General features: G+C 65.6%; 19 protein-coding genes. 3 read left to right on the top strand and 16 right to left on the bottom strand.

What is annotated here, in order from left to right; genetic code table 11:
* From HF684_RS04840 to HF684_RS04820, 5 genes are all read right to left on the bottom strand, one after another.
* Nucleotides 1-591 (bottom strand): type II secretion system F family protein, encoded by a 591-nt coding sequence (locus HF684_RS04840; protein ID WP_169251584.1) that lies wholly within the window; start codon nucleotides 589-591, stop codon nucleotides 1-3.
* A gap of 2 nt (nucleotides 592-593) precedes the next feature.
* Nucleotides 594-1,289 (bottom strand): type II secretion system F family protein, encoded by a 696-nt coding sequence (locus HF684_RS04835; RefSeq protein WP_169251583.1) that lies wholly within the window; start codon nucleotides 1,287-1,289, stop codon nucleotides 594-596.
* Nucleotides 1,286-2,458 carry a TadA family conjugal transfer-associated ATPase gene (locus tag HF684_RS04830; RefSeq protein ID WP_169251582.1) on the bottom strand — a complete coding sequence of 391 codons (1,173 nt, stop codon included), beginning with the start codon at nucleotides 2,456-2,458 and terminating at the stop codon, nucleotides 1,286-1,288. The genes HF684_RS04835 and HF684_RS04830 overlap by 4 nt, the downstream gene beginning before the upstream one ends.
* Nucleotides 2,455-3,462 (bottom strand): septum site-determining protein Ssd, encoded by a 1,008-nt coding sequence (gene ssd / locus HF684_RS04825; RefSeq protein ID WP_169251581.1) that lies wholly within the window; start codon nucleotides 3,460-3,462, stop codon nucleotides 2,455-2,457. The genes HF684_RS04830 and ssd overlap by 4 nt, the downstream gene beginning before the upstream one ends.
* A gap of 244 nt (nucleotides 3,463-3,706) precedes the next feature.
* Complete coding sequence (locus HF684_RS04820; RefSeq protein WP_169251580.1) at nucleotides 3,707-6,313, bottom strand: hypothetical protein; 2,607 nt, start codon at nucleotides 6,311-6,313, stop codon at nucleotides 3,707-3,709.
* 336 nt (nucleotides 6,314-6,649) lie between these two features.
* Between HF684_RS04820 and acs the strand changes: the two genes are divergently transcribed.
* The gene (acs, locus tag HF684_RS04815) at nucleotides 6,650-8,587 is read left to right on the top strand and encodes an acetate--CoA ligase (protein WP_169251579.1); all 1,938 of its coding nucleotides are present in this window, start codon (nucleotides 6,650-6,652) and stop codon (nucleotides 8,585-8,587) included.
* Between the two features lie 177 nt (nucleotides 8,588-8,764).
* Nucleotides 8,765-9,172, top strand: coding sequence for a phage holin family protein (locus HF684_RS04810; RefSeq protein WP_169251578.1), 408 nt, complete (start codon nucleotides 8,765-8,767; stop codon nucleotides 9,170-9,172).
* 95 nt (nucleotides 9,173-9,267) lie between these two features.
* Here the strand turns inward: HF684_RS04810 and HF684_RS04805 are convergent, their stop codons facing one another.
* Both HF684_RS04805 and nth read right to left on the bottom strand, forming a co-directional pair.
* Nucleotides 9,268-9,999 (bottom strand): CoA pyrophosphatase, encoded by a 732-nt coding sequence (locus HF684_RS04805; protein WP_169251577.1) that lies wholly within the window; start codon nucleotides 9,997-9,999, stop codon nucleotides 9,268-9,270.
* Nucleotides 9,996-10,769: an endonuclease III gene (gene nth, locus HF684_RS04800; RefSeq protein WP_248279198.1), complete on the bottom strand. Its 774-nt coding sequence runs from the start codon at nucleotides 10,767-10,769 to the stop codon at nucleotides 9,996-9,998. Before nth ends, HF684_RS04805 begins: the two co-directional genes overlap by 4 nt.
* 248 nt (nucleotides 10,770-11,017) lie before the next feature.
* Here nth and HF684_RS04795 point away from each other — a divergent pair, with 248 nt between their 5' ends.
* Nucleotides 11,018-11,695 carry a Crp/Fnr family transcriptional regulator gene (locus HF684_RS04795; protein WP_101545702.1) on the top strand — a complete coding sequence of 226 codons (678 nt, stop codon included), beginning with the start codon at nucleotides 11,018-11,020 and terminating at the stop codon, nucleotides 11,693-11,695.
* A 137-nt stretch (nucleotides 11,696-11,832) separates the two neighbouring features.
* Here the strand turns inward: HF684_RS04795 and HF684_RS04790 are convergent, their stop codons facing one another.
* From HF684_RS04790 to HF684_RS04750, 9 genes are all read right to left on the bottom strand, one after another.
* A complete protein-coding gene (locus HF684_RS04790) occupies nucleotides 11,833-12,597 on the bottom strand; it encodes an MBL fold metallo-hydrolase (protein ID WP_169251575.1) in 765 nt (254 codons plus the stop codon).
* A complete protein-coding gene (locus HF684_RS04785) occupies nucleotides 12,594-13,568 on the bottom strand; it encodes a hypothetical protein (protein WP_169251574.1) in 975 nt (324 codons plus the stop codon). The genes HF684_RS04790 and HF684_RS04785 overlap by 4 nt, the downstream gene beginning before the upstream one ends.
* Nucleotides 13,558-14,031 (bottom strand): RidA family protein, encoded by a 474-nt coding sequence (locus HF684_RS04780; RefSeq protein WP_169251573.1) that lies wholly within the window; start codon nucleotides 14,029-14,031, stop codon nucleotides 13,558-13,560. The genes HF684_RS04785 and HF684_RS04780 overlap by 11 nt, the downstream gene beginning before the upstream one ends.
* An 82-nt stretch (nucleotides 14,032-14,113) precedes the next feature.
* Entirely contained in the window at nucleotides 14,114-14,269 is a 156-nt protein-coding gene (locus HF684_RS04775; RefSeq protein WP_009883339.1) for a hypothetical protein, read from the bottom strand.
* Nucleotides 14,270-14,550: 281 nt separating this feature from the next.
* Nucleotides 14,551-16,872, bottom strand: a complete 2,322-nt coding sequence (locus HF684_RS04770; RefSeq protein WP_248279117.1) for a transglycosylase domain-containing protein — start codon at nucleotides 16,870-16,872, stop codon at nucleotides 14,551-14,553.
* Between the two features lie 103 nt (nucleotides 16,873-16,975).
* The gene (locus tag HF684_RS04765; RefSeq protein ID WP_169251571.1) at nucleotides 16,976-17,923 is read right to left on the bottom strand and encodes a metallophosphoesterase; all 948 of its coding nucleotides are present in this window, start codon (nucleotides 17,921-17,923) and stop codon (nucleotides 16,976-16,978) included.
* 88 nt (nucleotides 17,924-18,011) lie between these two features.
* Nucleotides 18,012-18,920 (bottom strand): metal ABC transporter permease, encoded by a 909-nt coding sequence (locus HF684_RS04760; RefSeq protein ID WP_169251570.1) that lies wholly within the window; start codon nucleotides 18,918-18,920, stop codon nucleotides 18,012-18,014.
* Complete coding sequence (locus tag HF684_RS04755) at nucleotides 18,917-19,786, bottom strand: metal ABC transporter ATP-binding protein (RefSeq protein WP_169251569.1); 870 nt, start codon at nucleotides 19,784-19,786, stop codon at nucleotides 18,917-18,919. The genes HF684_RS04760 and HF684_RS04755 overlap by 4 nt, the downstream gene beginning before the upstream one ends.
* A gap of 2 nt (nucleotides 19,787-19,788) precedes the next feature.
* A complete protein-coding gene (locus HF684_RS04750) occupies nucleotides 19,789-20,826 on the bottom strand; it encodes a zinc ABC transporter substrate-binding protein (RefSeq protein ID WP_169251568.1) in 1,038 nt (345 codons plus the stop codon).
* Between the last annotated feature and the right edge of the window lie 167 nt (nucleotides 20,827-20,993).

Genomic DNA, 20,993 nt, shown 5'->3' with positions numbered 1-20,993 from the left:
TCAGAAGAACACGGTCGTGAGGTCGGTCAGCAGCGAGATGACGACCGGGACGACCGAGAGCAAGAGGAACGCCGGCAGAATGCACACACCCAACGGCAGCACCAGCTGCACACCCAACGAGGCGGCGGCCTCCTGCCGACGCCGGCGTGAGGACGCCCGCAGCTCCTCGGCCACGGACTCGATGAGTGGTGCCGGGCCGACACCGGTGTGTTCGGAGAATTCGAAGACCTCGAGCACCGGCAGCAGCCGATCGTCGTCGGCGAGCCTGCGCCCTCCGATCGTCATCGCACGGGCGATCCTCTGCAGATCCGATCGGTCATCGGTCGCCTCGGCGGTCAAGGTCAGCGCCACGGGAATCGGCAGGCCCGAGGTCAGACAGATCGCTACGAGATCGAGGTCGAATGCCAACTGATCATCGGCCACTGCCGGCTCTGTCCCCGACTCGGCCGGACCCGCCTCCGGGGTGGCCGCCTCGGTGCCGGTCGGATCGGTCCTGCCCTCGCCGAGGAGGCTCTGCAGTCTCCGGCGGGTCGATCCGGACCACAGCAGCACGCCGAGTCCGACACAGGCACCGATGAGCACAGCAAGCATGATCACCTCTGCGCTCGCAGCATCATCGTCCGCATCCACCATCGGCCGGCCCCGTACAGGAGGAGTCCGGCACCGATGCTCAGCTGTCCCGGCAGCCCGCTGATGAGTTCCAGGGGTCGGACGCCGATGAGCAGTCCGAGACCGACGCCGATGAGCGGCAGCCAGCTGAGCACCCGCACCGTCGACCGCGGGCCGGCCATGGCGATGCGCCGTTCGCGTTCGGCGTCGAGGGCGTCTCTCTGGGCGGCCGCGTAACGCAGGATCATCTCGGCTGCGGGGGCTCCGGAACGTTCGGACACCGTCCACACGGCGGCCATTCCGGTCAGCACGTGAGCGGCGGCCTCCGACAGCGCGCTGCTGCGGGTGGCGATGGCGCGTCCGGGCTCCTCACCCAACGAGATCGCTCGTGAGATCGGGGCCAGTGCGTCATTGTGGCGGCTGAGCGTGGTCATCACCGCCTGCGGAGTCATCCCCACCTTGAGCAGATGGGCGCAGTTCTCCACCGCGGCGATCGCCCACAACCGCTCGGCCTGATCATCGGCGGTGTGGCCGCCTCGGCGAAAGACGGCACGCACTCCTTTCGGCACTGATTCGCCGTCCTCTGCACGGTGCAGGAGTTCCCGCAGTCTGGCACCCGGGTCCGAGGGCGCCGCAAGGACGATCCCGGCCGCGATCAGAGCGGCGGTGAGGACGATCATTGTGCGGATTTCTGTTCGAGCACGGCTTCGAACCGGGCCAGGGCCCGGCGGTTGACGGTGCCGGTCGTCGACGGCGAGGGGCGGCCCCACACCGGTTCCATCACGACTGCCTCGGCACCGGCCCTCGTCGGGATCGCCAGTTCCGTGATTCCCCGCTCGGAGCCGCAGCGCCGCAGATGGATGACGAGGTCGATGGCGGTGGAGAACTGCGAATACACGGCGTCCGGGCTCATCTGCGCCAACGCCCCGAGCGCGGCCACCCGGCTGGGCACGGCTTCGGCGGTGTTCGCGTGGATCGTTGCACACCCGCCCTCATGACCGGTGTTGAGCGCGGTGAGCATGTCACGGACCTCCGCGCCGCGGCATTCCCCGACGACGAGGCGGTCGGGCCGCATCCGCAGGGCGTTGCGCACGAGGTCGGTCAGAGTCACCTCGCCGCCGCCTTCGACGTTGGCCTGGCGGGCTGCGAGTTGGACGGTGTGCGGGTGGGTGACGATGAGCTCGCGGGAGTCCTCGACGATGACGATGCGCTGGATCGTCTCGACCAGGGACAGCAGAGCACCGAGGAGGACGGTCTTCCCCGTGCCCGTCCCGCCGGAGATGAGGATGTTCGCCCGTGACGTGACCGCCTCGGCGATGAGGGGGCTGATCTCATCGGGGACGAACCCTGAGTCGCAGAGTTGGGAGTAGAGGAATCCGGAGCGTTTCGGCACGCGGAAGCTGATCGTCGTCGTGTCCCCGGAGATGGGAGGGACGATCGCGTTCATCCGCACCCCGTCGGGCAGGCGCACATCGACATAGGGAGAGGAATCGTCGAGGCGACGCCCGCCGAGGGCGGCCAACCGGACAGCGAGGGACCGCACCTCCTCTTCGGATCCCAGGGACAGGTCGAGCAGCCGAGGCCCGCCACCGGTGTCGGCGAAGATCTCACGCGGTCCGTTGACGAACACGTCCGTGGTGCCGGGCACCTCAAGCACGGACTGCAGGGGTCCTGCCCCGGACAGCTGCGCGGACAGCCGGGTGACGAGTTCGAGCAGGGCGGACGAACCGAGCACGCGTCCGGTGCGTTGGACCGCCTCGGCGACGGCGGCCGTGGTCACCGGTCCCGGCTTGTCGAGCAGCGTTTTGCGGACATCGGCGACCAGCGAGGCGTCGAGCCATTCGCTCATTCGACCCACTCCCCCAGCAAGCGGTCGACGAGGCGGCCGAGGTGCGCGCCACCGGGGATGCCCTCGCCACGGTCGACGGCGGCGGACAGTCCCCGATCATCGCGGATGCTCCCGGCCAAGCTCAGACCGATGGAGTCGGCGAGGAGCTCGGCGTCGAGGCCTCCGGGTCCGGTTTCGCGGACGACGAGGCGCACATCGGGGTGGGCCTGGGACAATCGCTTGGCCACTTGGGAGGAGGCGACGGCCGACCGGACCCGGGCCGGGGAGACGAGAAGGACATGATGGCAGCGTCTCGTCCATTGCGGTGGGGCGTGGCGGGGCAGATCGACGATGACGAGGTCGAAGGCCTGACCGGCTGCGGCGAGGAAGTCGTCGAAGACGTCGGGGTCGAGGTCGACCGTGTCGTCCCGACCCCAGGACAGCAGCGCGAGTCCGTCGTGGCGGGGCAGCGCATCGGCCAGGGTAGAGGGGCGCAGCTGTCCGCGAGAGGCGCTGAGGTCGGTCCACCGGGGCCCGGGCACCGCTTCGGCGCCGAGGACGAGGTCGAGTCCCCCGCCGAGCGGGTCGGCGTCGACGAGGACGGTGCTGTGATCAGCTCCGGCCCGTCGGGCGAGTGCGCATGCGAGCACGGAGGCTCCCGCTCCTCCGCAGCCGGCGACGACGCCGACCGTGGTCCCGGGTGCACCAGGCGGTTCGACGGCGGCGATCATCCGTCCGCTCAGCCATTCCGCAGCGGCGGGCAGCACGGCGAGCTGGTCGACGCCGAGGTGGGCGGCCTTCGCCCAGGTCGAGGAGGGTTCGTCATCGTTGAGGACGACGAGGATCGTGTCCGCTCTGTCGGTGGCGGGGGCTTCGCGGACGTCTTCGCCGAGGAGGATGAGCGACGCTGACTGCCAGCCTCCGGAGTCGGGAGGCAGAACGGTCAGGGAGATGCCGATGCTTTCGGCGACTCGGGCGCATTCTTCGGTGATCGCACCGAGGTCGGTGATGAGGGCTACCTGCATGCACCGAGCCTGGACTCGAGCGGTGGCCTCCGGCCAGGTCGGAGCGCTGCCCTGTGGAGGGGACGACGAAGGGGCGCCTCCTGTGAGGTTGAGTCACAGGAGGCGCCCCAAGTGGCAGCCTGCAGCTTCCATCCAGGTCAGCCGCGGTGGGTCGGCCGCTCGGTCACATCATGTGGTGCCGATGGGCACCGGCTCGACCGCGGCGTGTCCACAGCGCTGACGTGCGAGTGGAAGCCGGACCGAATCAGCCGCGCTGGATTCCTTCGATATTGCGCAGGACACCGGTGGTGCTGCCGTCGGAGTCGCGGACCTTGAACGAGGATCCGTTGTCCTCGAGACTGAGGTACCAGTCGCCGGGGTAGATCGTGAACACCGGCATTCCGGTGGTCTCGTCCACGGCTTCACGCGGCTCGGGAACGGCGAACCAGAACGCCTGGATGATGGGGCGTCCACCGTCCTGGTTCTGTGCCTGACCGTTGTCCTGACCGGCGTTCCGGCCGTTGTTCTGCTCATCAGCAGACCGGTTCTGACCGGCATCGGCGGGCACCGGCTGGTTGTCGACGGCCGTCTGCGCCATGGTCTCGTCGGTCGAGCTGTCCGGGCGCCCGTCGGTCTCCGGACGGTTGGCATAGTCGGCGACGGGAACGTACTGAGTCGGCTCTTCGCTTTCGGGAGCGGTCGTCCGCTCCGCACTGGTGGCCGGCTCCATCACAGCGGTCGCCTGCCCGTCGTCATCCCCCGCCGTGTCATCGCCAGCAGTTGCCGTGTCATCGCCCGCAGACGCCGTGTCATCGCCCGCAGACGCCGTGTCATCGGCCGGAGTGCTGACAACCGTAGCCTCGGTGGAGCGGACATTCGCATCGTCGTCTTGACCCTGCACCGGGGCTTCGTCGGTCGAGGCCGAAGAATCCGATGGCGAGGCGGTCGAGGACTGTGCAGCCGATCCCGCGCCGGCGACTTCTGTGTCTTCTGCGGAGTTCGTATCCGAGGACTTCGCGTTGACCTTGGAGACCAGGTCGCTGCTCTCGGCCGGCGACACGACCGTCGGGGTGTCGTCCTCCTTCGCCGAGGCGGCCATGGACCTGTCCGCAGACGTGTCCTCGTTCGCCGCATCGGTCTCAGCAGCCGGCGCGGAGTCGGTCTCCGATTCGGGAGCGGCGTGGCGGCCACGCCGACGTTCGGAGTCCGAGTGTGCGGCGGCGACACCGGCAGCACCGGCGCCGATCACCCCGGCGCCTGCAGCAGCGGCCGCAGCGCCCGGGTGTGTCTTGTCGCCTGTCTCGGTGGGCTGGGCCTCGGCTTCAGCGGCCTGGCCGCTCGCGCCGGTGGGCTGACCGTCGGCCGCATCGGCCTGCGGCCGGCTGGCTCCGACTCCGAATGTCTGAGTCGGTTCGCTCTGCGAATGCTGCGGGGCGTCCGAATCGCGACGGCCCAGATAGGTCTGACCGTCACCGGTGCTGTGCACCGGTCCGTCGGCCGAGGCCTGATCAGTTGTCGCGTCCTCGTATCCGGGCGCAGCGCCCGCCTCCGAGGTGCCGGCAGGTGCGGCGAAGGAGCTGGCAGAACGTTCGGCGTCCTGCTCCTGCGGCGGAGCGTAGGGGCTGGGCTGGTTCTGCTGGTCGGCAGGCTGGGCCTGCTGGTCGGCAGGGGCGAACTGATTCTGCTGTTCCGGACCGCCGAACTGACCCGACTGACCGAACTGGTCCTGCTGACCCTGCTGTGCAGGCTGACCCGACTGTCCCGGGCCGCCGAACTGGTCCGACTGTCCCGGCGCACCGAACTGACCCGACTGTCCCGGCGCACCGAACTGACCCGACTGTCCCGGCGCACCGAACTGAGTCGGCTGGCCGGACTGTCCCGGTCCGCCGGGCTGACCGTAATCGCCGGTACCCGGCTGTCCGAATCCTGGCTGACCTGCACCGGCCGGAGCGGCACCATACGGTGCGAATCCGGGTGCACCGGCACCCGGTCCGGCAGAACCCGGCACATTGGCCACCGGTGCCGGATGCTGGGTGTGCTTGGCGACGGGGCGAGCCTTCGGATGGGTTTCGATGTCCTCGCGGCCGGCGAATTCCTTGGCGAAGAACGGCAGCATCGTGAACACACCCGCGAAGAATGCGATGAGCCCGGCGAAGAACGTCAGGTACGAACCCACATGCCAGTAGACCGCCGAAGTGAGCAGGTCGATAAACACGTAGGTGAACGCGATCGCCGAGAGCACGGAGATGAATTGGTCGAGGCTGAGCGACCCGACCCGCAGTCGGCTGCTGCCGAGCTTGTTGACGAGCACGGCCGCCACGATGAGCAGGATCGTGAGCACCCCGAATACGAGCGCGCCCATATCCGCGACGTTCCAATGCCACAGAGTCGTCGTCTCATGTCCGAAGCCGTAGCTGTAGCTGCGGTAGGGCACGAACAGGGCGATGAAGGCGAGCAGACCGGCGAAGAGGAGGAAGAGATCGCGCAGAGTCAGCGGGCCGAGGATTCCCGGGCCGGTCTTCCGCTTGGGCGCTGGCGCCTGGCCGAACTGACCCTGGCCCGGCGCTGACCCGTACGGTCCCGGTGCCGATCCGTACTGCCCGGGAGCAGAACCGTATGGTCCGGGTCCCGACCCATACTGGGCCGGAGCCGATCCATAGGGTCCTTGCGCGGCGGGCTGTCCAGGTGCCGAGCCATAGGGCCCGGGTGCGGAACCATAGGCCGGCGCGGGAGCCGCACCGAACTGTCCCGGTCCCGACCCGTAGGCCGGCGGCTGACCACCGGGCTGCTGCGCGTTCTGCCCCGGGTACTGCGGGGGCTGATCCTGCCACGGCTGTGGCCCGGACCCGGTTGGATGCTGCGGCGAACTCATCGCTGACTCCAGTCGATCTCGGGGAAAGGTAACAGTGTTTCCGTGTCCGCGCGGGTCGGATCCCGACGGACTCTGACCCCATCCTTGCAGAACACAGGCCTCCTGTGCACTCATACGCGCTTTCTCAGGCACGTCGGGAACCGCGCATTCCCTCACCGAGGAGGCTCTTCGGTGACCTCATCACCGTCGAAGCCATGTGACCCATACCACGACAATTGCGCGGCGGCTACCCCCGATTTCCCCGTTCATCGCATGAAACTGCCCTCCACTGCCCCCGACCACCGGTATACAGTGCAACTAGAATTTTCGATCCACCAAGGAAGTCGGAGGGAAAGCATGACCGAAACCGCTGCCGAGCAGACAGAGACGTTTGCCCCGCCTGAGCAGTTCGCCGCAGACGCCAACGTCAAGGCCGACGAATACGAACGTGCCGAGGCAGACTACTTGGGCTTCTGGGCCGAGCAGTCCCGCGAGCTCGTCGACTGGCACGAGGACTTCGACGAGGTCCTGGATTGGACGAATCCGCCGTTCGCGAAATGGTTCGTCGGCGGAAAGCTCAATGTCGCCTACAACTGCCTCGACCGCCACGTCCTCGCCGGCAACGGCGACCGGGTGGCCATCAACTTCGAAGGCGAACCGGGCGATTCCCGTGCTTTCACCTATGCCGAACTTCTCGCCGAAGTGTCGAAGGCGGCGAACACGCTGACCGACCTCGGCGTCAAGAGCGGCGACCGGGTTGCCATCTACCTGCCGATGATTCCCGAAGCCGTGATCTCGATGCTCGCCTGTGCTCGCCTCGGTGCTGCACATTCGGTCGTCTTCGGCGGATTCTCCGCCGATGCACTGCACTCGCGCATCATCGACGCCGAAGCCCGCGTCGTCATCACCGCCGACGGAAGCTACCGTCGCGCCAAGCCCACGAGCCTCAAACCGGCCGTCGACGAAGCGATCTCCCGGGGTGACACTCCGGTCGAGCACGTTCTCGTCGTCAAGCGCACCGGTCAGGACGTCGATTGGGTCGAGGGCCGCGACCAGTGGTGGGAGGATTCCGTCGGCCGGGCAAGCGACGAACACGAATGCGAGTTCTTCGACTCGGAGCACCCCCTGTTCATCCTCTACACCTCCGGGACGACAGGAAAGCCCAAGGGCATCCTCCACACCACCGGCGGCTACCTCACTCAGGTGCTGTACTCGATGAAGGCGGTCTTCGACATCAAGCCCGAGACGGATGTCTTCTGGTGCACCGCCGACGTCGGCTGGGTCACCGGTCACTCCTATGTCGCCTACGGCCCACTGGCCGCCGGCACCACTCAGATCATCTACGAAGGCACCCCGGACACTCCGCATCAGGGTCGCTGGTGGGAGATCATCGAGAAGTACAAGGCCACGATCCTCTATGCCGCCCCGACGGCGATCCGCACGTGCATGAAGTGGGGCGAGGAGATCCCGGCGAAGTACGATTTGTCCAGTCTGCGTCTGCTCGGCAGCGTCGGCGAACCGATCAATCCCGAGGCCTGGCGCTGGTACCACCGCGTCATCGGCGGTGAGCGCTGCCCGATCGTCGACACCTGGTGGCAGACCGAGACCGGGGCCCATATGATCGCTCCCCTGCCCGGAGTACTGTCGACCAAGCCCGGTTCTTCCCAGCGTCCGATTCCCGGCATCTCCGTCGACGTCGTCGATGATTCGGGTGAGAACCCGGCAGGTCCCGAAGGCGGGCTGCTCGTCATCCGTCGGCCTTGGCCGTCGATGCTGCGCGGGATCTGGAAAGATCCGGAGCGCTTCAAGGAGACCTACTGGTCGCGGTTCGAAGACACGTACTTCGCCGGCGACGGCGCACGCCGCGATGAGGACGGGGACATCTGGTTCCTCGGCCGCGTCGACGATGTGATGAATGTGTCCGGTCACCGCCTGTCCACCGCAGAGATCGAGTCCTCGCTCGTCGCGCATCCCAAGGTCGCCGAGGCGGCTGTGGTCGGCGCTGCCGACGATACGTCCGGTCAGGCCGTCGTCGCGTTCGTCATCGTCTCCAATGGAGTCGAGGACTCCTCCGAGACATCTGAGGAGCTGCGTCAGCATGTGGGCAAGGACATCGGCCCCATCGCGAAGCCGAAGAAGGTCCACATCGTCACGGACCTGCCCAAGACCCGCTCCGGCAAGATCATGCGTCGCCTACTCAAGGACGTTGCCGAGAACCGCGAGGTCGGCAATACGTCGACCCTCGCCGATGCCTCGGTGATGGACCAGATCGAAAAGTCCGTCGCAGAAGCCTGAACCTCGCTCTGAGGCCGAGGTCGGATGACCCGTCGGTGACAGACGGCCCTGCCGCATAGCGGCCGTCGTCGGGATCCGACGGGTTTTCCCGGTTCCCCGCCGATTCGCCTTTGGCCGCAGGGCGCGATCAGACTACTCTTAAGTTAGATTGTCCTCGTTCTCGATTTAGGAGCTCTCATGGCCGAACGGTCCATCAGCGAACTGATCAAAGGCATCAGCGACGATTCCAAAGCGATCGCCGAAGAAGAGATTGCCCTCGCCAAGGCCGAAGCCACTGCCGGCGCGAAGAACCTGGGCATCGGAGCCGGACTGGCCGTTGTCGCTCTCTTCCTGCTCTTCCTGTCCTCGTTCATGGTGATCTTCGCCGGTGCGGCCGCGTTCCATGAGGGACTGGGCTGGCCGTGGTGGGGCAGCTTCCTCATCGTCTTCGGCATCCTCGCCGTCATCGCGATCGTCCTCGTTCTCATCGCCCTTCCGCTGTTCAAGAAGGGCAACCCGGTTCCCGGCACCGCGATCGGCTCGGCCAAGTCGCTGGTGGCCTCCGTCAAGCGCGCAGTGAAGAACCCCTCGGGACCCAGGTACTGACACTCCTTGCAATACTGAGAACCGCGGCAGGAACGAAGGCGGCGCCGGACATCAAGTCCGGCGCCGCCTTCGCATCTGCCTCAGAAATCGATGTCTCAGAAATCGATCGCGATGGGAGCCGTCTTGTCCCATTCGCCGGCCCAGCCGAGATGGTCGAGGGCGAAATCGAGGATGCCGGCAGTGAAGCCCCAGACCTTGAGCACTCCGACGTCGAAAGCCGGGGTCGAGATCTTCAGATCGGGACGGGAGAAGGTGCCGCGATTGGCAGGGGCGACGAGATCGGCGATGGCCACCCGATAGACAGAATACGACTCCCGCTGATCCATCACATGCACCCGACCGGGCTGACGCCAATAGCCGACCACCGGTGTCACCTCGAATTTCGAAACCGGGATATAGAGCGGATCCATCTCTCCGAGCACTTCGACGGTGTCCGGGGAGATTCCAGCCTCTTCCTCCGCTTCACGCAGCGCGGCGGCCGCCATGGAATCGTCCTCGGGGTCACGGCCCCCTCCGGGAAAGGCGACCTGGCCGGGATGATGGCGCAAGGTCGCAGCCCGCTGGAGGAGCACGATGTCGACATCGGCGACGCCGAGTTCGGCCAGGCGCTTCTCTTCTGCTTCTCCCGCCTCGGTGCGGGCTTCTCCCCCACGCCCGAAGAGCATGAGCACGGCGGCGTCACGGGCGGCAACCTCGGCCGTTCCCTTCTGTCGACGCAGCCACAGCGGGGACCCGTGCGAGACGGCGAGGGCTTCGAGCTGCCCGCGCAGGGCTCCATCGGCGATCGTCGCCGATTCGGGTGGAAGGTCGGGGATTCGGGCGCTCACTGTCCGTCCTCGGCGACAGCCTCCTCGGCGGGAGTGGCCAAGGGTGCCATTTCGAACCGGAGCATGGCGCGTGCCTTCTCCGGGTCGAGCTCCCCGATGCCGAACGAGGGGCACAGCGCGGTCAGGGGGCAGGCTCCACAAGCGGGCTTGCGGGAATGACAGATGCGGCGGCCGTGGAAGATCACCCGATGCGAAAGCATGGTGAGATCCTTCTTCGGGAACAGGGCCGCGATCTCATGCTCGGCCTTGACGGCATCGGTCTCCTCCGTCCACCCGAAGCGGCGCGCCAACCGGCCCATATGGGTGTCGACGGTCAGTCCTGGAGTGTCGAAGGCGTTGCCGAGGACAACGTTCGCGGTCTTGCGCCCGACTCCGGCGAGCTTGACGAGCTTGTCCAACTTGTTCGGCACCACACCGTCGTACTCGTCGACGAGTTCGTTCGCGAGCTTGACGATGTTGCGGGCCTTCGCCCGGTAGAACCCGGTGGAGCGGATGTGCTCCTCGACCTCGATGAGATTGGCCACGGCCAGGGCATGAGCGTCGGGGAAGGCGGCGAAGAGGCTCGGGGTGACCGAGTTGACGCGGATATCGGTGGTCTGAGCGGACAGGACGGTGGCGATGAGCAGCTGGAACGGAGTCTCGAAGTCGAGCTCGCATTTCGCGTTCGGATACACCTCGGCGAGGATGCGATGGATCTTCCGGGCCCGGCGGGTCCGCCCCAGCGGGGTCTCCTTCGCGAACTTCCGCGCGCTCTTCTCTGCCACAGTCAACACGACTCACCATCCTAATCCGTGCCCCGTCATTCCGCAGTCACGCCGGTCACACCCTCGGCTCAGGCATGTGTGCCCGGATCCGCGCGCCGGGACGCGACCGTCTGCGGAAACGGTGAGGTCGGGAGTCGCGTCGGGCGATGCGGCAGAGGTTTTCAGACTGATGGGCCACACTCCCGCGTCTTTGCTGGTATCGATGCAGATGACCAGGTAGATTTATGTGTGATTATCACGACAAGGAGGAACCAGTGGATATTGAAGTGGTGCGGGGCGCGACGCTCTTCGCAGGTCTGGACGATGAAGCCACCAGTGCATTGATGAAGTTCATGAACCCGCGGAGTCTCCGTCGGGGAACCGTGCTCTTCCATGAGGGCGATGCCGGTGACGAGCTCTACATCGTCTCCTCGGGCAAGCTCAAGATCGGCCGCGAGTCCTCCGATGGCCGTGAGAACCTGCTGTCCGTGGTCGGCCCGGGCGAGATCATCGGCGAGCTCAGCCTCTTCGATCCCGGCCCACGTTCGACCTCTGTCACCGCGGTCTCCCAGTCGGAGCTGCTCAGCCTCAAGCACGAGGACCTCACCACCTGGCTCAACGAGCGCCCGCAGGCCGCGATGAACCTGCTCAAGGCTCTCGCCCAGCGTCTGCGCCGCACGAACGAGACCGTCGGCGACCTCGTCTTCTCCGACGTGCCCGGCCGTGTCGCCAAGGCCCTGCTCGACCTGGCAGCCCGCTTCTCGAAGCCGGCACCCGACGGTGTGCTCGTCGCTCACGACCTCACCCAGGAAGAGCTCGCTCAGCTCGTCGGCGCCTCCCGTGAGACCGTGAACAAGGCGCTGGCTGACTTCGCCGCCCGCGGCTTCATCCGTCTCGAGGCTCGCTCCGTCGTCATCCTCGACATGGACAGGATGCGCAACCGCGCCCGCTGATCCTCCTCGCGGCGTCGTAACCGCCACAGCGCACGAACGCCCCAGCCGCTTCGGCTGGGGCGTTCGTCCTGGTCGGGACAACTGTGCGACGTGACCGGCGCTCGCCGTCGAAGTGGCTGTCGCGTCAGCGGCGTGCTTCAGGCGTCGGCTGCGGGCAGAGCGTCGAGGTAGGCCAGCTGGGCCTTGACGATCTGTTCGGCTGCCGGCCGCACGCTGTCATCGACGTCGTGGTAGACGATGTCACAGACCCCCGAGGCGGTGCTCGCTCCCTGCTCGAGTGCCGCTTTGACCTGCTCGATGCGTTCGAGTCGGTGGGACCGGTAGTAGTCGATCACCTCGGCGGGTGCGTCGATACGCTCGCCGTGGGCCGGCTCGATGATCGCGAACTCACCGGCGTCGAGCAGTTCTCTCAACCGGTCGAGGGAATTCAGGTAGTCACGCAGCGAACCTTCCGGGTGGGTGACGATCGTCGTCCCCTCCCCCAGGATCGTATCGCCGCTGTAGAGGGCTCCGGAGTGGATGAGGCTGATGCTGTCGCTCGTGTGGCCGGGGGTGGCGACGACGCGCAGGACATCCGCCGGGGTGCTGCCGAAGGCGATCTCGTCGCCGTCGACCACGGGATCCGTGTGCCGGGCGAAACGCTCGAGCACGGCATAGACGGGCACCTCAGGGGCCCACTGGTCGATGCTTCCGAGCATCTCGGAATGGTCGGCGTGCTGGTGGGTGAGAACGATCGCCGCCAGATCACGGTCGGCCACCTCGGCGAGGAAATTCTCACGGTGATCGGCCATCTCCGGTCCGGGATCGATGACGACCGCGGAGGTGTCGTCCTGACTGGTGAGCACGTAGGTGTTCGTTCCGGTCAGGGTCATCGGGCTGGGATTGTTCGCACGGATTCTCATGAGTCGTCGCTCTCCTCGTCTGTCGTTTCGTCGTCGTCATCGCCGCTGAAGGTCAGGAAGCCGGGGTTCTGGTCGGTGTCGGTCTCGCCGACGGCAACCGCACGGTCGCGCAGACTGCCTTTGCTGTGAGGGTCCTTGCCGGTGTGGATGACCACTTTCCAATCGCCGTCGTCGGCGATGATCTCCGGCCGCAGCGGGTGAACGTTGCGGATCTGTGCCATGGCCGCCCCCACAGACGGGACCCCGGTGAGGCTTTCGACGATGATGCGGGCGGCCGCGCTGATGCGGTTGGGGTCCCCACCCACCTCGGCGAGGATCTGTCCGGGGCGTTTCCAGCCGGCGGAGGTCTCGTTCGGGGACAGGAAGTCGACTTCCTGGCCGAAGGGGACGGTGGCGATGAAGTAGGTGGTGTCGAACCGGTGCAGCTGGGTGGGAGTGTTGATCCAGCGCAACCACGGTTTGCACAGATCGGGACGCAGCCGCAGGTCACGGTCGCGTAAGACCTGCGACCAGGAGACCTCGTTCGAGAACAGTCTCGACCGGGTGGTGTGCCAGTCTGTCTGCGGTGAGGCCACGATCTCCCGGTCGACATCCTCGGCGAGCAGGATTCCGGTGGCGGCGAAGGTGATGCGGGCGGCCGCGGAGAAGTGGTGAAGGGCGCGGGATTTGTTCTCGATGCTCAGCGCACGCGCGCACCGGGCCGAATTCCATCCGGCCAAAGGCAGCTTCCGCACATCACCCGGGCGCAGGCTGCTGGTGGGAAATGCCCACCGATTGCGGTCTTCGACGCCGCGAGCGTCGAGCTGCCGGGTGATGAAGAGTTCCAGCCCGTCCGCGGAGTCCCGGATCAGCACGATCGCCGAGGTGGGGCGCGGGGCTTCGGGGACGGGCCACCGTCCGTCGGACTGCCAGTGGTCGAGCAGCCACCGCAGCTCCGACGAGACGGGAAGAGTGCGTCCGCTAAGCGGCATCGCCTGAGACCTCGACGATGACTTCGACCTCGACGGGGGTGCCCAGAGGCAGGGTGTTCACGCCGACCGCGCTGCGGGCGTGCTGCCCGCGGTCTCCGAAGATCTCACCGTATAGTTCGGACACGCCGTTGATGACGGCCGGCTGCTGGGTGAAGTCATCGGCGGAGTTGACGAAGCCGGTGACCTTGACGACGCGCACGATCTGATCGAGGTCGCCGATGACTCCGGCGATAGCGGCCAGGGCGTTGAGCCCGGCTGTGCGTGCCAGCTGGTAGCCGGTGTCGAGGTCGACGTCCGTGCCCAGGTGTCCGGTGGCGGGCAGTTTGCCGTCGACAACCGGAAGTTGGCCGGAGGTAAAGACGTAGTTCCCGGTGCGCAGTGCAGGGACGTAGGCGCCGGCGGGGGTGGCGATCTCGGGCAGTTCGAGGCCGAGTTCGGTCAGACGCTCAAGGGTCTTCGACATGGTTGCTCTTTTCGACGTAGATGGTCAGGAGGGTGATGGTGGTGCGGGGATGGTCAGCAGCCGCCTCGGTGCCGGAATCGGATCATTCCTTCGGTCGTTTGAGGTAGGCCACGAGTCCGTTGTTGTCAGGACCCGGGACGACCTGCACGAGTTCGTATCCGTCCTCACCCCACTGGTCGAGGATCTGCTTCGTCGCATGGACGATGAGCGGCACGGTGACGTATTCCCACTTGGTCATGATTCTCCTCAGTTGTAGATGCGTCGCCGAGGCGGTCCGAAAGTGATCCGGTGTGCCGACTATCTCTGATCTGATCGACGACGCTGGTCCGTTCCCCACACTAGCCCAGACCGGGCGGGCCGGGCACCTGCGTTCCGTGACGGCCGTGTGCTCGGCTCAAGTGGGTGCGGGCCTGCAGGCACACGGGACTGTGAAGGCGGGGAGGATCTGGTCCTCCCCGCCTTCACAGGAACGGTGTCCGATGGCTTCTGTCAGCCGGTCACGGTCACGAGGTCACCGGTTCAGTTGCCGCCGAGGCCGGGAGCTTCGTCGCCGTCGCCGCCACCGTTGTTGCCACCGCCGGTTCCGCCGCCGTTGTTGCCGCCGCCTCCGTTGTTTCCGGAGTTGCCGCCTCCACCGCCGCCGTTTCCGCCGGTGCCTCCGCCGCCGGTTCCGCCGTTGCCTTGGCTGCCGCCACCGCCGCCTCCACCGCGGTTCGTGCCGGACGAGGAGCTGCCTCCACCGGACCCACCGCCCTGGAAGAACTTGCTGCTGGGCTTCGGGAAGCCGGTGTTGCCCTTGGTCTCCTTGACTGCCTGGCTCATATACGCCTGCCAGGTCTTACCGGAGATCGTGGCACCGTAGATGTGGCCGCGAACAGCGCCGGCACCGTTCGTGCGCCAGTCATGCGTACCGCTCGGGTCTCCCGTCCAGACCGCGGTCGACAGGGTCTTTGTGAACCCGAGCAGCCAGGTGTGACCGACCTCGAAGTTCGTCGTACCGGTCTTCGCACCGGCCGGGACGCCGATTTTCAGCTGACTGGTCGTACCGCCGTTGAACGTCTGCGTCAGTGCGTAGGCGACGCCCCTGGCCACATCCTTCGACAGGACTCGCTTGCAGCCTTCACCCGGCAGGTCGAGCTTCTCGCCCTTGCGGTCCTTGATCTCGAGGATTGGTTTGGGACCGCAGAACTCACCCTCGTTGGCGAAGGTGGCGAACGCCGCGGCCATGGCGATGGGCGTGGTCTCCGTCGTTCCGAGGATCGACGACGGGGACAGGGCCTGGATGAAGCCGGACTTGTCTTCATAGTCCAGGGTCTCACCGCTTCCGTAGCGGATGCCCAGATCCATCGCGGTGTCCATGATGTCGCACATGTTCATCTGGTTGCCCATGGCCGCGTAGCCCGTATTGACGGAATTCTTCGTTGCCTCGAGCGCGGTCATTGAGCCCTTGCCTTCGCCGTCGCCGGCGTTGTTCGGGTCCCAGTCTCCGGCCATGTTCGGACAACCGTCGTACTTCCAGGAGCTGGCCGGGAAGTTGCGTTTCGTCGCATTGACCGTGGTGTTGAGGCTCTTGCCTTCCTTCAGCCAAGCCGTGAGCACGAAGGGCTTCCACGTCGAACCGACCTGGAATCCGCCGCCGCCGTTGTGCTTCTTGTCGACGGTGTAGTTGATCGAGGTCTTCTTGTTCTTGTCCTTCTTCTTGACTTCTCCCGCGGTGTACTCACGGTTCTCTGCCATTGCGATGACTTCACCGGTTCCCGGTTCGATCGTCACCAGGGCATGTCCGGCGCCGGAGGGGTCGCCGACGGGGACGCGCTTCTTGACCTCTTTGTCCGCGATCTTCTGAATATCCGGATTGAGGCTGGTCTTGATCGTCAGGCCCCCGCGTTGGAGGAATGCAAGTCTCTCGTCGGCAGTATCCCCGAAGGTCTCATCATTCATGATGACGTTCTGTACGTAGTTGCAGAAGAATTCGCCTTTGCTCTTCGCCGCGGAGCAGCCATTCGGCGTCTCGTGCAGATCGAGATCGAGGTCGGTCTTGACCGCCTTGTCGTATTCCTTCTGCGTGATGTGATCGTACTTGAGCATCTGTCCCAGCACGGTGTTGCGACGCTTGAGCACCTGATCGGGGAACCGCTGCGGGTTGAACGCCGAGGGGTTCTGCACGATTCCGGCGAGCATCGCCGACTGCTGGATGTTGAGATCCTTGGCGTGGATTCCCCAATACCGGTAGGCGGCAGCTTCGACGCCGTAGACGTTCGGGGATCCCGAGTAGTTGTTGATGTTCATGTAGCGGTTGAGGATTTCCTTCTTGTCGTACTTCTTCTCAACCGCGACAGCGAGTTTGGCTTCGCGCAGCTTACGTGCGTAGCCGGCAGTGCCTTCGGACTCCTTCGCCGCCGCCACGCCTTCGGAGTTGTCCTCGGCGTGCGCGTTCTCTGCGAGCACGTTCTTCACGTACTGCTGGGTCAGCGTCGATCCGCCCTGAGTCGTCGAGGACACCATATTGTGCACCGCTGCACGAGCGATGCCTTCGATGTCGACACCGCCGTGTTCGAAGTACCGGTAGTCCTCGACCGCGATCGTCGCGTTCTGCATGTCCTGCGAGATCTTGTCGAGAGGCACTTCCTGGCGGTTCTGCCAGTAGAACTCCGCGAGCTCAGAACCGTCGGAGGCGAGCATCGTCGACTTCTCTCCGAGGTCCTTGATCTCCAAGGTAGCGGGAAGCGAATCGAAGATCTCGACAGCACTGTTCGCACTGGCTGTTGCGACGCCGACGCCGGGAATGGCCAGACCGGCCGCGACGATTCCCGCCACCGCACTGACGGCCACGAACTGCATGAACGCGCCCATTTTTGTGGGTGGGGCGTTTGACTCAGGAGACACCATGGTAGTCAGTTTAACGAATTCGCCTTGTGCAGATCTTCAGAAATCGCTGAACGGCCTAGGCTCTTGCAACGAGTTCCAGGACGCTGACTTCCGGTCGGCAGGCAAAACGCACTGGTGAGTACGGTGAGAAGCCGAGTCCTGCGGAGATCGTGACGAGACTCTGCCGGTAAGGGAAAACTCCGCGTGCGCGTGTCCGATCGAGGTCGCAGTTCGTCACCGGTGCGCCCCAGAAGGGCACACGGATCTGTCCGCCGTGCGTGTGTCCGGCCATGATGAGATGCGCCCCCGCCGAGGCGAATGCCTCCAAGGTCCGCGAATACGGAGCATGTGTCACTCCCACTTTGAGACCGGCCGACGGATCGAATTGCGGATGCTCGAGGTCGCCCTCCCCCGGTTCTCCCCCACTCCAGCGGATCCGATCACGGTCGATATGGGCGTCGCCGAGGCCCGAGAAGTGGATACGGGTGCCCTTGATCGTCAGGGCCGCCTCGGTGTTGTCGAGGAAATGCCATCCCTGCCCGCCGGCCCTGGAGACCGACGCGGATGTCGGTTCTTCGAACCCGCGGACGAGGGACTTGACGTCGAGGTCGGGGTTGACGCGGTGCTTGACCTGGGACGGTGAGCGCAGATACTTCGCAGGGTTCTTCAGCTGCGGGGAGAAGAAGTCGTTCGACCCGAGGACGAACACACCGGGGATGTTGAGGAGTCCCGAGTAGACGTCGAGGACCTCGGGCACGATGTCGGCGGAGAGGTTGTCGCCGGTATTGACCACGAGGTCGGGTTCGAGGCGAGTGAGCGCTGTGACCCAGGCGGCGCGATGCTTCTGCCAGGGAGCCAGGTGCAGGTCGGCGACGTGGAGGATCCGGATGGGCTCGGCTCCGGCAGGCAGGATCGGCAGGGTGTGGCGGCGGATGGCGAAGAGGTGCGGTTCGATGACCGCACCCCAGATTCCGGCGGCCGCGGGAACGGCAAGAGCACCGGCGAGGAGAGCGCGCTTCTTCATTCCCCCAACTCTATCCGCTCCTCCAATTGCTACCTGACGGCGGCCCAGCAACCTCGCGCGAGGTTGCTGGGCCGCCGTCAGGTAGTAATCAGGGGGTGGGGATGGGGGTGTTGTGTTCTTTGGCGGCACGGTGGGCGCGGCGGCGGTGCAGGGATCTCATCCGGCGGCGACCGACGAGGCGGCAGATGACGTAGATGAGGAACGAGATCGTCGTGACGAACGGGCTGATCGGCACCACCGGCGAACCGAGGGCGATGAGGATGCCCCCGACCGAGGCGGTCACGGCGAAGATCACGCTGAGGACCGGCACCCACACCGGGGAGGCCGAGAGCTGAGTCGCGGCGGCGGCCGGGGTGATGAGCAGCGCAAGGACGAGGAGGACTCCGACGACCTGCACGCTCAGTGCCACGGCAAGTCCGAGGGTGAGCATGAAGACGATGGTGAGCACGCTGACCGGCACGCCCTTCGCCCGAGCCACGTCAGGGTCGAGGCTGGAGAACATGAGCGGACGCCACACGATCGCCAACACCACGAGCACGGCCAGCGCGCAGATGATGAGAGTGAGGATCTGGCCGGGAGTGATGGCGACGATCTGGCCGGTGAGCAGCCCGAACTTGCTCGCCGCCCGCCCGTCGTAGAGGGCGAGGAAGAGGATCGCCAGGCCCAGGCCGAAGGGCATGAGGACGCCGATGATCGCGTTCTTCTCCGAATCCTTGGCCCCGCCGATGCCGATGATGAGAGCGGCGACGATGGATCCGACGATCGACCCGGTCACGACGTCGAAACCGACGAGCAGAGCGAAGGCGGCACCGGCGAAGGAGAGTTCGGAGACTCCGTGAACGGCGAAGGGAATGTCGCGGGCCATGACGAAGACGCTGATGAGACCTCCGACGACGCCGAGGAGCCCAGCGGCGATGAGCGAGTTGGCCAGCAGCGCGACGAGTTCGCCGTAGTCCTCGAAGGTGAAGAGGTTGGCGAAGATCTCAGGAATACTCATCGGTTCACCACCGTCCCGTCGCGGTCGAAAGAGTCATCGGGCAGATTGTGGTGGTCGACGCACTCCTCTTCACCGCCGACGACGACGAGGCGTCCGCCGACGCGGACCACTTCGACCGGGGAGCCGTAGAGCCGGGACAGCGATTCGGTGGTCATCACTTCAGAGGGGGTGCCGATGAGGAAATGCCCGCCGACGATGTAGAGGACCCGGTCGACGTACGGCAGGATCGGGTTGATCTCGTGGGTGACGAAGACGACGGCGGCATCGCGTTTGACCCGCTGTTCGTGCAGCAGAGCGGCCACCACCTGCTGGTGGTGCAGATCGAGCGACAGCAGCGGTTCATCGCAGAGCAGCACTGCGGGATCATTGGCCAGGGACTGAGCCACTCGCAGCCGCTGCAGCTCTCCGCCGGAAACCGTGCCAGCGGGGGCATCGGCATAGTCGGTGGCGCCGACGGAGGCCAAGAGTTCCTCGACCTTCTTCTTCCGACCCCGGGACAGCAGGCCCATCCCCCACCGGTGACCGTCGATGCCCATACGGACCAGATCGCGGCCGCGCATCGGGGTGTGCGGGTCGATTCCGCGCTGCTGCGGAATGTAGCCGATGGCAGGGTTGCCCTTATGCACTTCCCGACCATCGACCTCGGCGGTTCCGGCCGACAGTGTGTTCTGCCCCAGCAGCACCTTGAGCAGTGACGTCTTTCCTGTGCCGTTGGGGCCGAGCACGGCGAGGAACTCCCCCGGCGCGACGTCGAGGTCGAGATCGTGCCAGAGCACCCGCGGGCCGAAGCGCAGTTCGGCATCGCGCAGTCGAATCACCGGCTCCCGGGGTGCAGGTTGTGCGGAAGCGTCGGATTCTTTGGCCATAGTCAGTGCTTGTGTCCTTCGAGTGCTGTCGAAATATCGGTGATGTATCCGTCCATCCAATCGACGTAATGCTCGCCGTCGGGCATGGTCTCGGCGAGGTCGACGACCGGAACATCGGAGTCGTCCGCGGCAGACTTCAGCGCTTCCGCCTGGGGACCTGCCGCCTGAGTATTGTATCCGAGCAGCACCGCCTCGCCGTCGGAGATCTGCTTCTCCGCTTCCTTGAGCACGAGCGGCGGCACGTCGTTGCCTTCTTCGACGGCTTCGAGGAATTCGTCCGACGTGATGTTCTCCAGGCCCATATCGGCGAACAGCCACAGCGGCACCGGCTCGGTCGCCGCGACCTTCTCACCGTCGTGGTCCTTCTTGGCCGCGTCGATCTTCGTCTGCAGTTCGCCGAGGCTCTTCTTGTACTCATCGGCATTGGCGGTGAAGTCATCCTTGTGCTCCGGCACCGCCTCGCCGAGGTGGATCGCCGCCTCATCGACGAGTTTGGTCATCGTGGGCACCGAGTACCAGACATGTTCGTTGAACTCGCCGTGGTCATGCCCCTCATGGTCGTCGCCCTCATCGGAGTGCTCGTGGCCGTCGTCGTGCGTGTGTCCGCCGGCCTGAGCCTCGTCTTCGTCGTGGCTGTGGTCATGAGGTTCGTTTCCGAGATCCTCGGATCCGGGCAATCCCGAGATCGAGACGGCATCGATCACCTCGGGATCGGCGTCTGAAGCCTCGAGCATCGTGGTCATGAAGGCGTCGTAGCCGCCGCCGTTCTCGACGACGAGGTCGGCTTTCGACAGCTTGAGGCGGTCCTGGGTGGTCGCTTCGTAGGAGTGCGGGTCCTGATTGGGATCATCGATGATCGGGCTCACCTCGGCGTAGTCGCCGGCGACTTGGGAGACGATGTCGGCGTAGACGTTCGTCGAGGTCACGACCCGCAGCTCGCCCGATTCCGAACCGGAGGCTCCTCCCCCGCAGCCGCTGAGGACCAAGGCCGTCGAAGCGGCGATGGCTCCGGTGGTGAGAGCGATTCGCGAAGATGTCATGAGGAGCCTTTCTAAGGCATCGAGGATCAAACAACATCATCGACGATACTCAGATCAGAAGTCCGGCACTAATATAAATATTTATATATAGCAACGCTTTTATACGTCCCCACCCCTTTCAGCACTCTGCGCGTACGCCCAGGGGTTTTCGGCCGAATGGCGTGTAT

The organism is Brevibacterium sp. 'Marine', from assembly GCF_012844365.1.
GTDB lineage: Bacteria > Actinomycetota > Actinomycetes > Actinomycetales > Brevibacteriaceae > Brevibacterium.
This window is presented reverse-complemented; position numbering and strand designations above follow the sequence as displayed.

Coding starts and splice junctions, on each gene's coding strand:
- HF684_RS04840 (WP_169251584.1), bottom strand. CDS start 591: ATGCTTGCTGTGCTCATCGGTGCCTGTGTCGGACTCGGCGTGCTGCTG.
- HF684_RS04835 (WP_169251583.1), bottom strand. CDS start 1,289: ATGATCGTCCTCACCGCCGCTCTGATCGCGGCCGGGATCGTCCTTGCG.
- HF684_RS04830 (WP_169251582.1), bottom strand. CDS start 2,458: ATGAGCGAATGGCTCGACGCCTCGCTGGTCGCCGATGTCCGCAAAACG.
- ssd (WP_169251581.1), bottom strand. CDS start 3,462: ATGCAGGTAGCCCTCATCACCGACCTCGGTGCGATCACCGAAGAATGC.
- HF684_RS04820 (WP_169251580.1), bottom strand. CDS start 6,313: ATGAGTTCGCCGCAGCATCCAACCGGGTCCGGGCCACAGCCGTGGCAG.
- acs (WP_169251579.1), top strand. CDS start 6,650: ATGACCGAAACCGCTGCCGAGCAGACAGAGACGTTTGCCCCGCCTGAG.
- HF684_RS04810 (WP_169251578.1), top strand. CDS start 8,765: ATGGCCGAACGGTCCATCAGCGAACTGATCAAAGGCATCAGCGACGAT.
- HF684_RS04790 (WP_169251575.1), bottom strand. CDS start 12,597: ATGAGAATCCGTGCGAACAATCCCAGCCCGATGACCCTGACCGGAACG.
- HF684_RS04785 (WP_169251574.1), bottom strand. CDS start 13,568: ATGCCGCTTAGCGGACGCACTCTTCCCGTCTCGTCGGAGCTGCGGTGG.
- HF684_RS04780 (WP_169251573.1), bottom strand. CDS start 14,031: ATGTCGAAGACCCTTGAGCGTCTGACCGAACTCGGCCTCGAACTGCCC.
- HF684_RS04775 (WP_009883339.1), bottom strand. CDS start 14,269: ATGACCAAGTGGGAATACGTCACCGTGCCGCTCATCGTCCATGCGACG.
- HF684_RS04770 (WP_248279117.1), bottom strand. CDS start 16,872: ATGCAGTTCGTGGCCGTCAGTGCGGTGGCGGGAATCGTCGCGGCCGGT.
- HF684_RS04765 (WP_169251571.1), bottom strand. CDS start 17,923: ATGAAGAAGCGCGCTCTCCTCGCCGGTGCTCTTGCCGTTCCCGCGGCC.
- HF684_RS04760 (WP_169251570.1), bottom strand. CDS start 18,920: ATGAGTATTCCTGAGATCTTCGCCAACCTCTTCACCTTCGAGGACTAC.
- HF684_RS04755 (WP_169251569.1), bottom strand. CDS start 19,786: ATGGCCAAAGAATCCGACGCTTCCGCACAACCTGCACCCCGGGAGCCG.
- HF684_RS04750 (WP_169251568.1), bottom strand. CDS start 20,826: ATGACATCTTCGCGAATCGCTCTCACCACCGGAGCCATCGCCGCTTCG.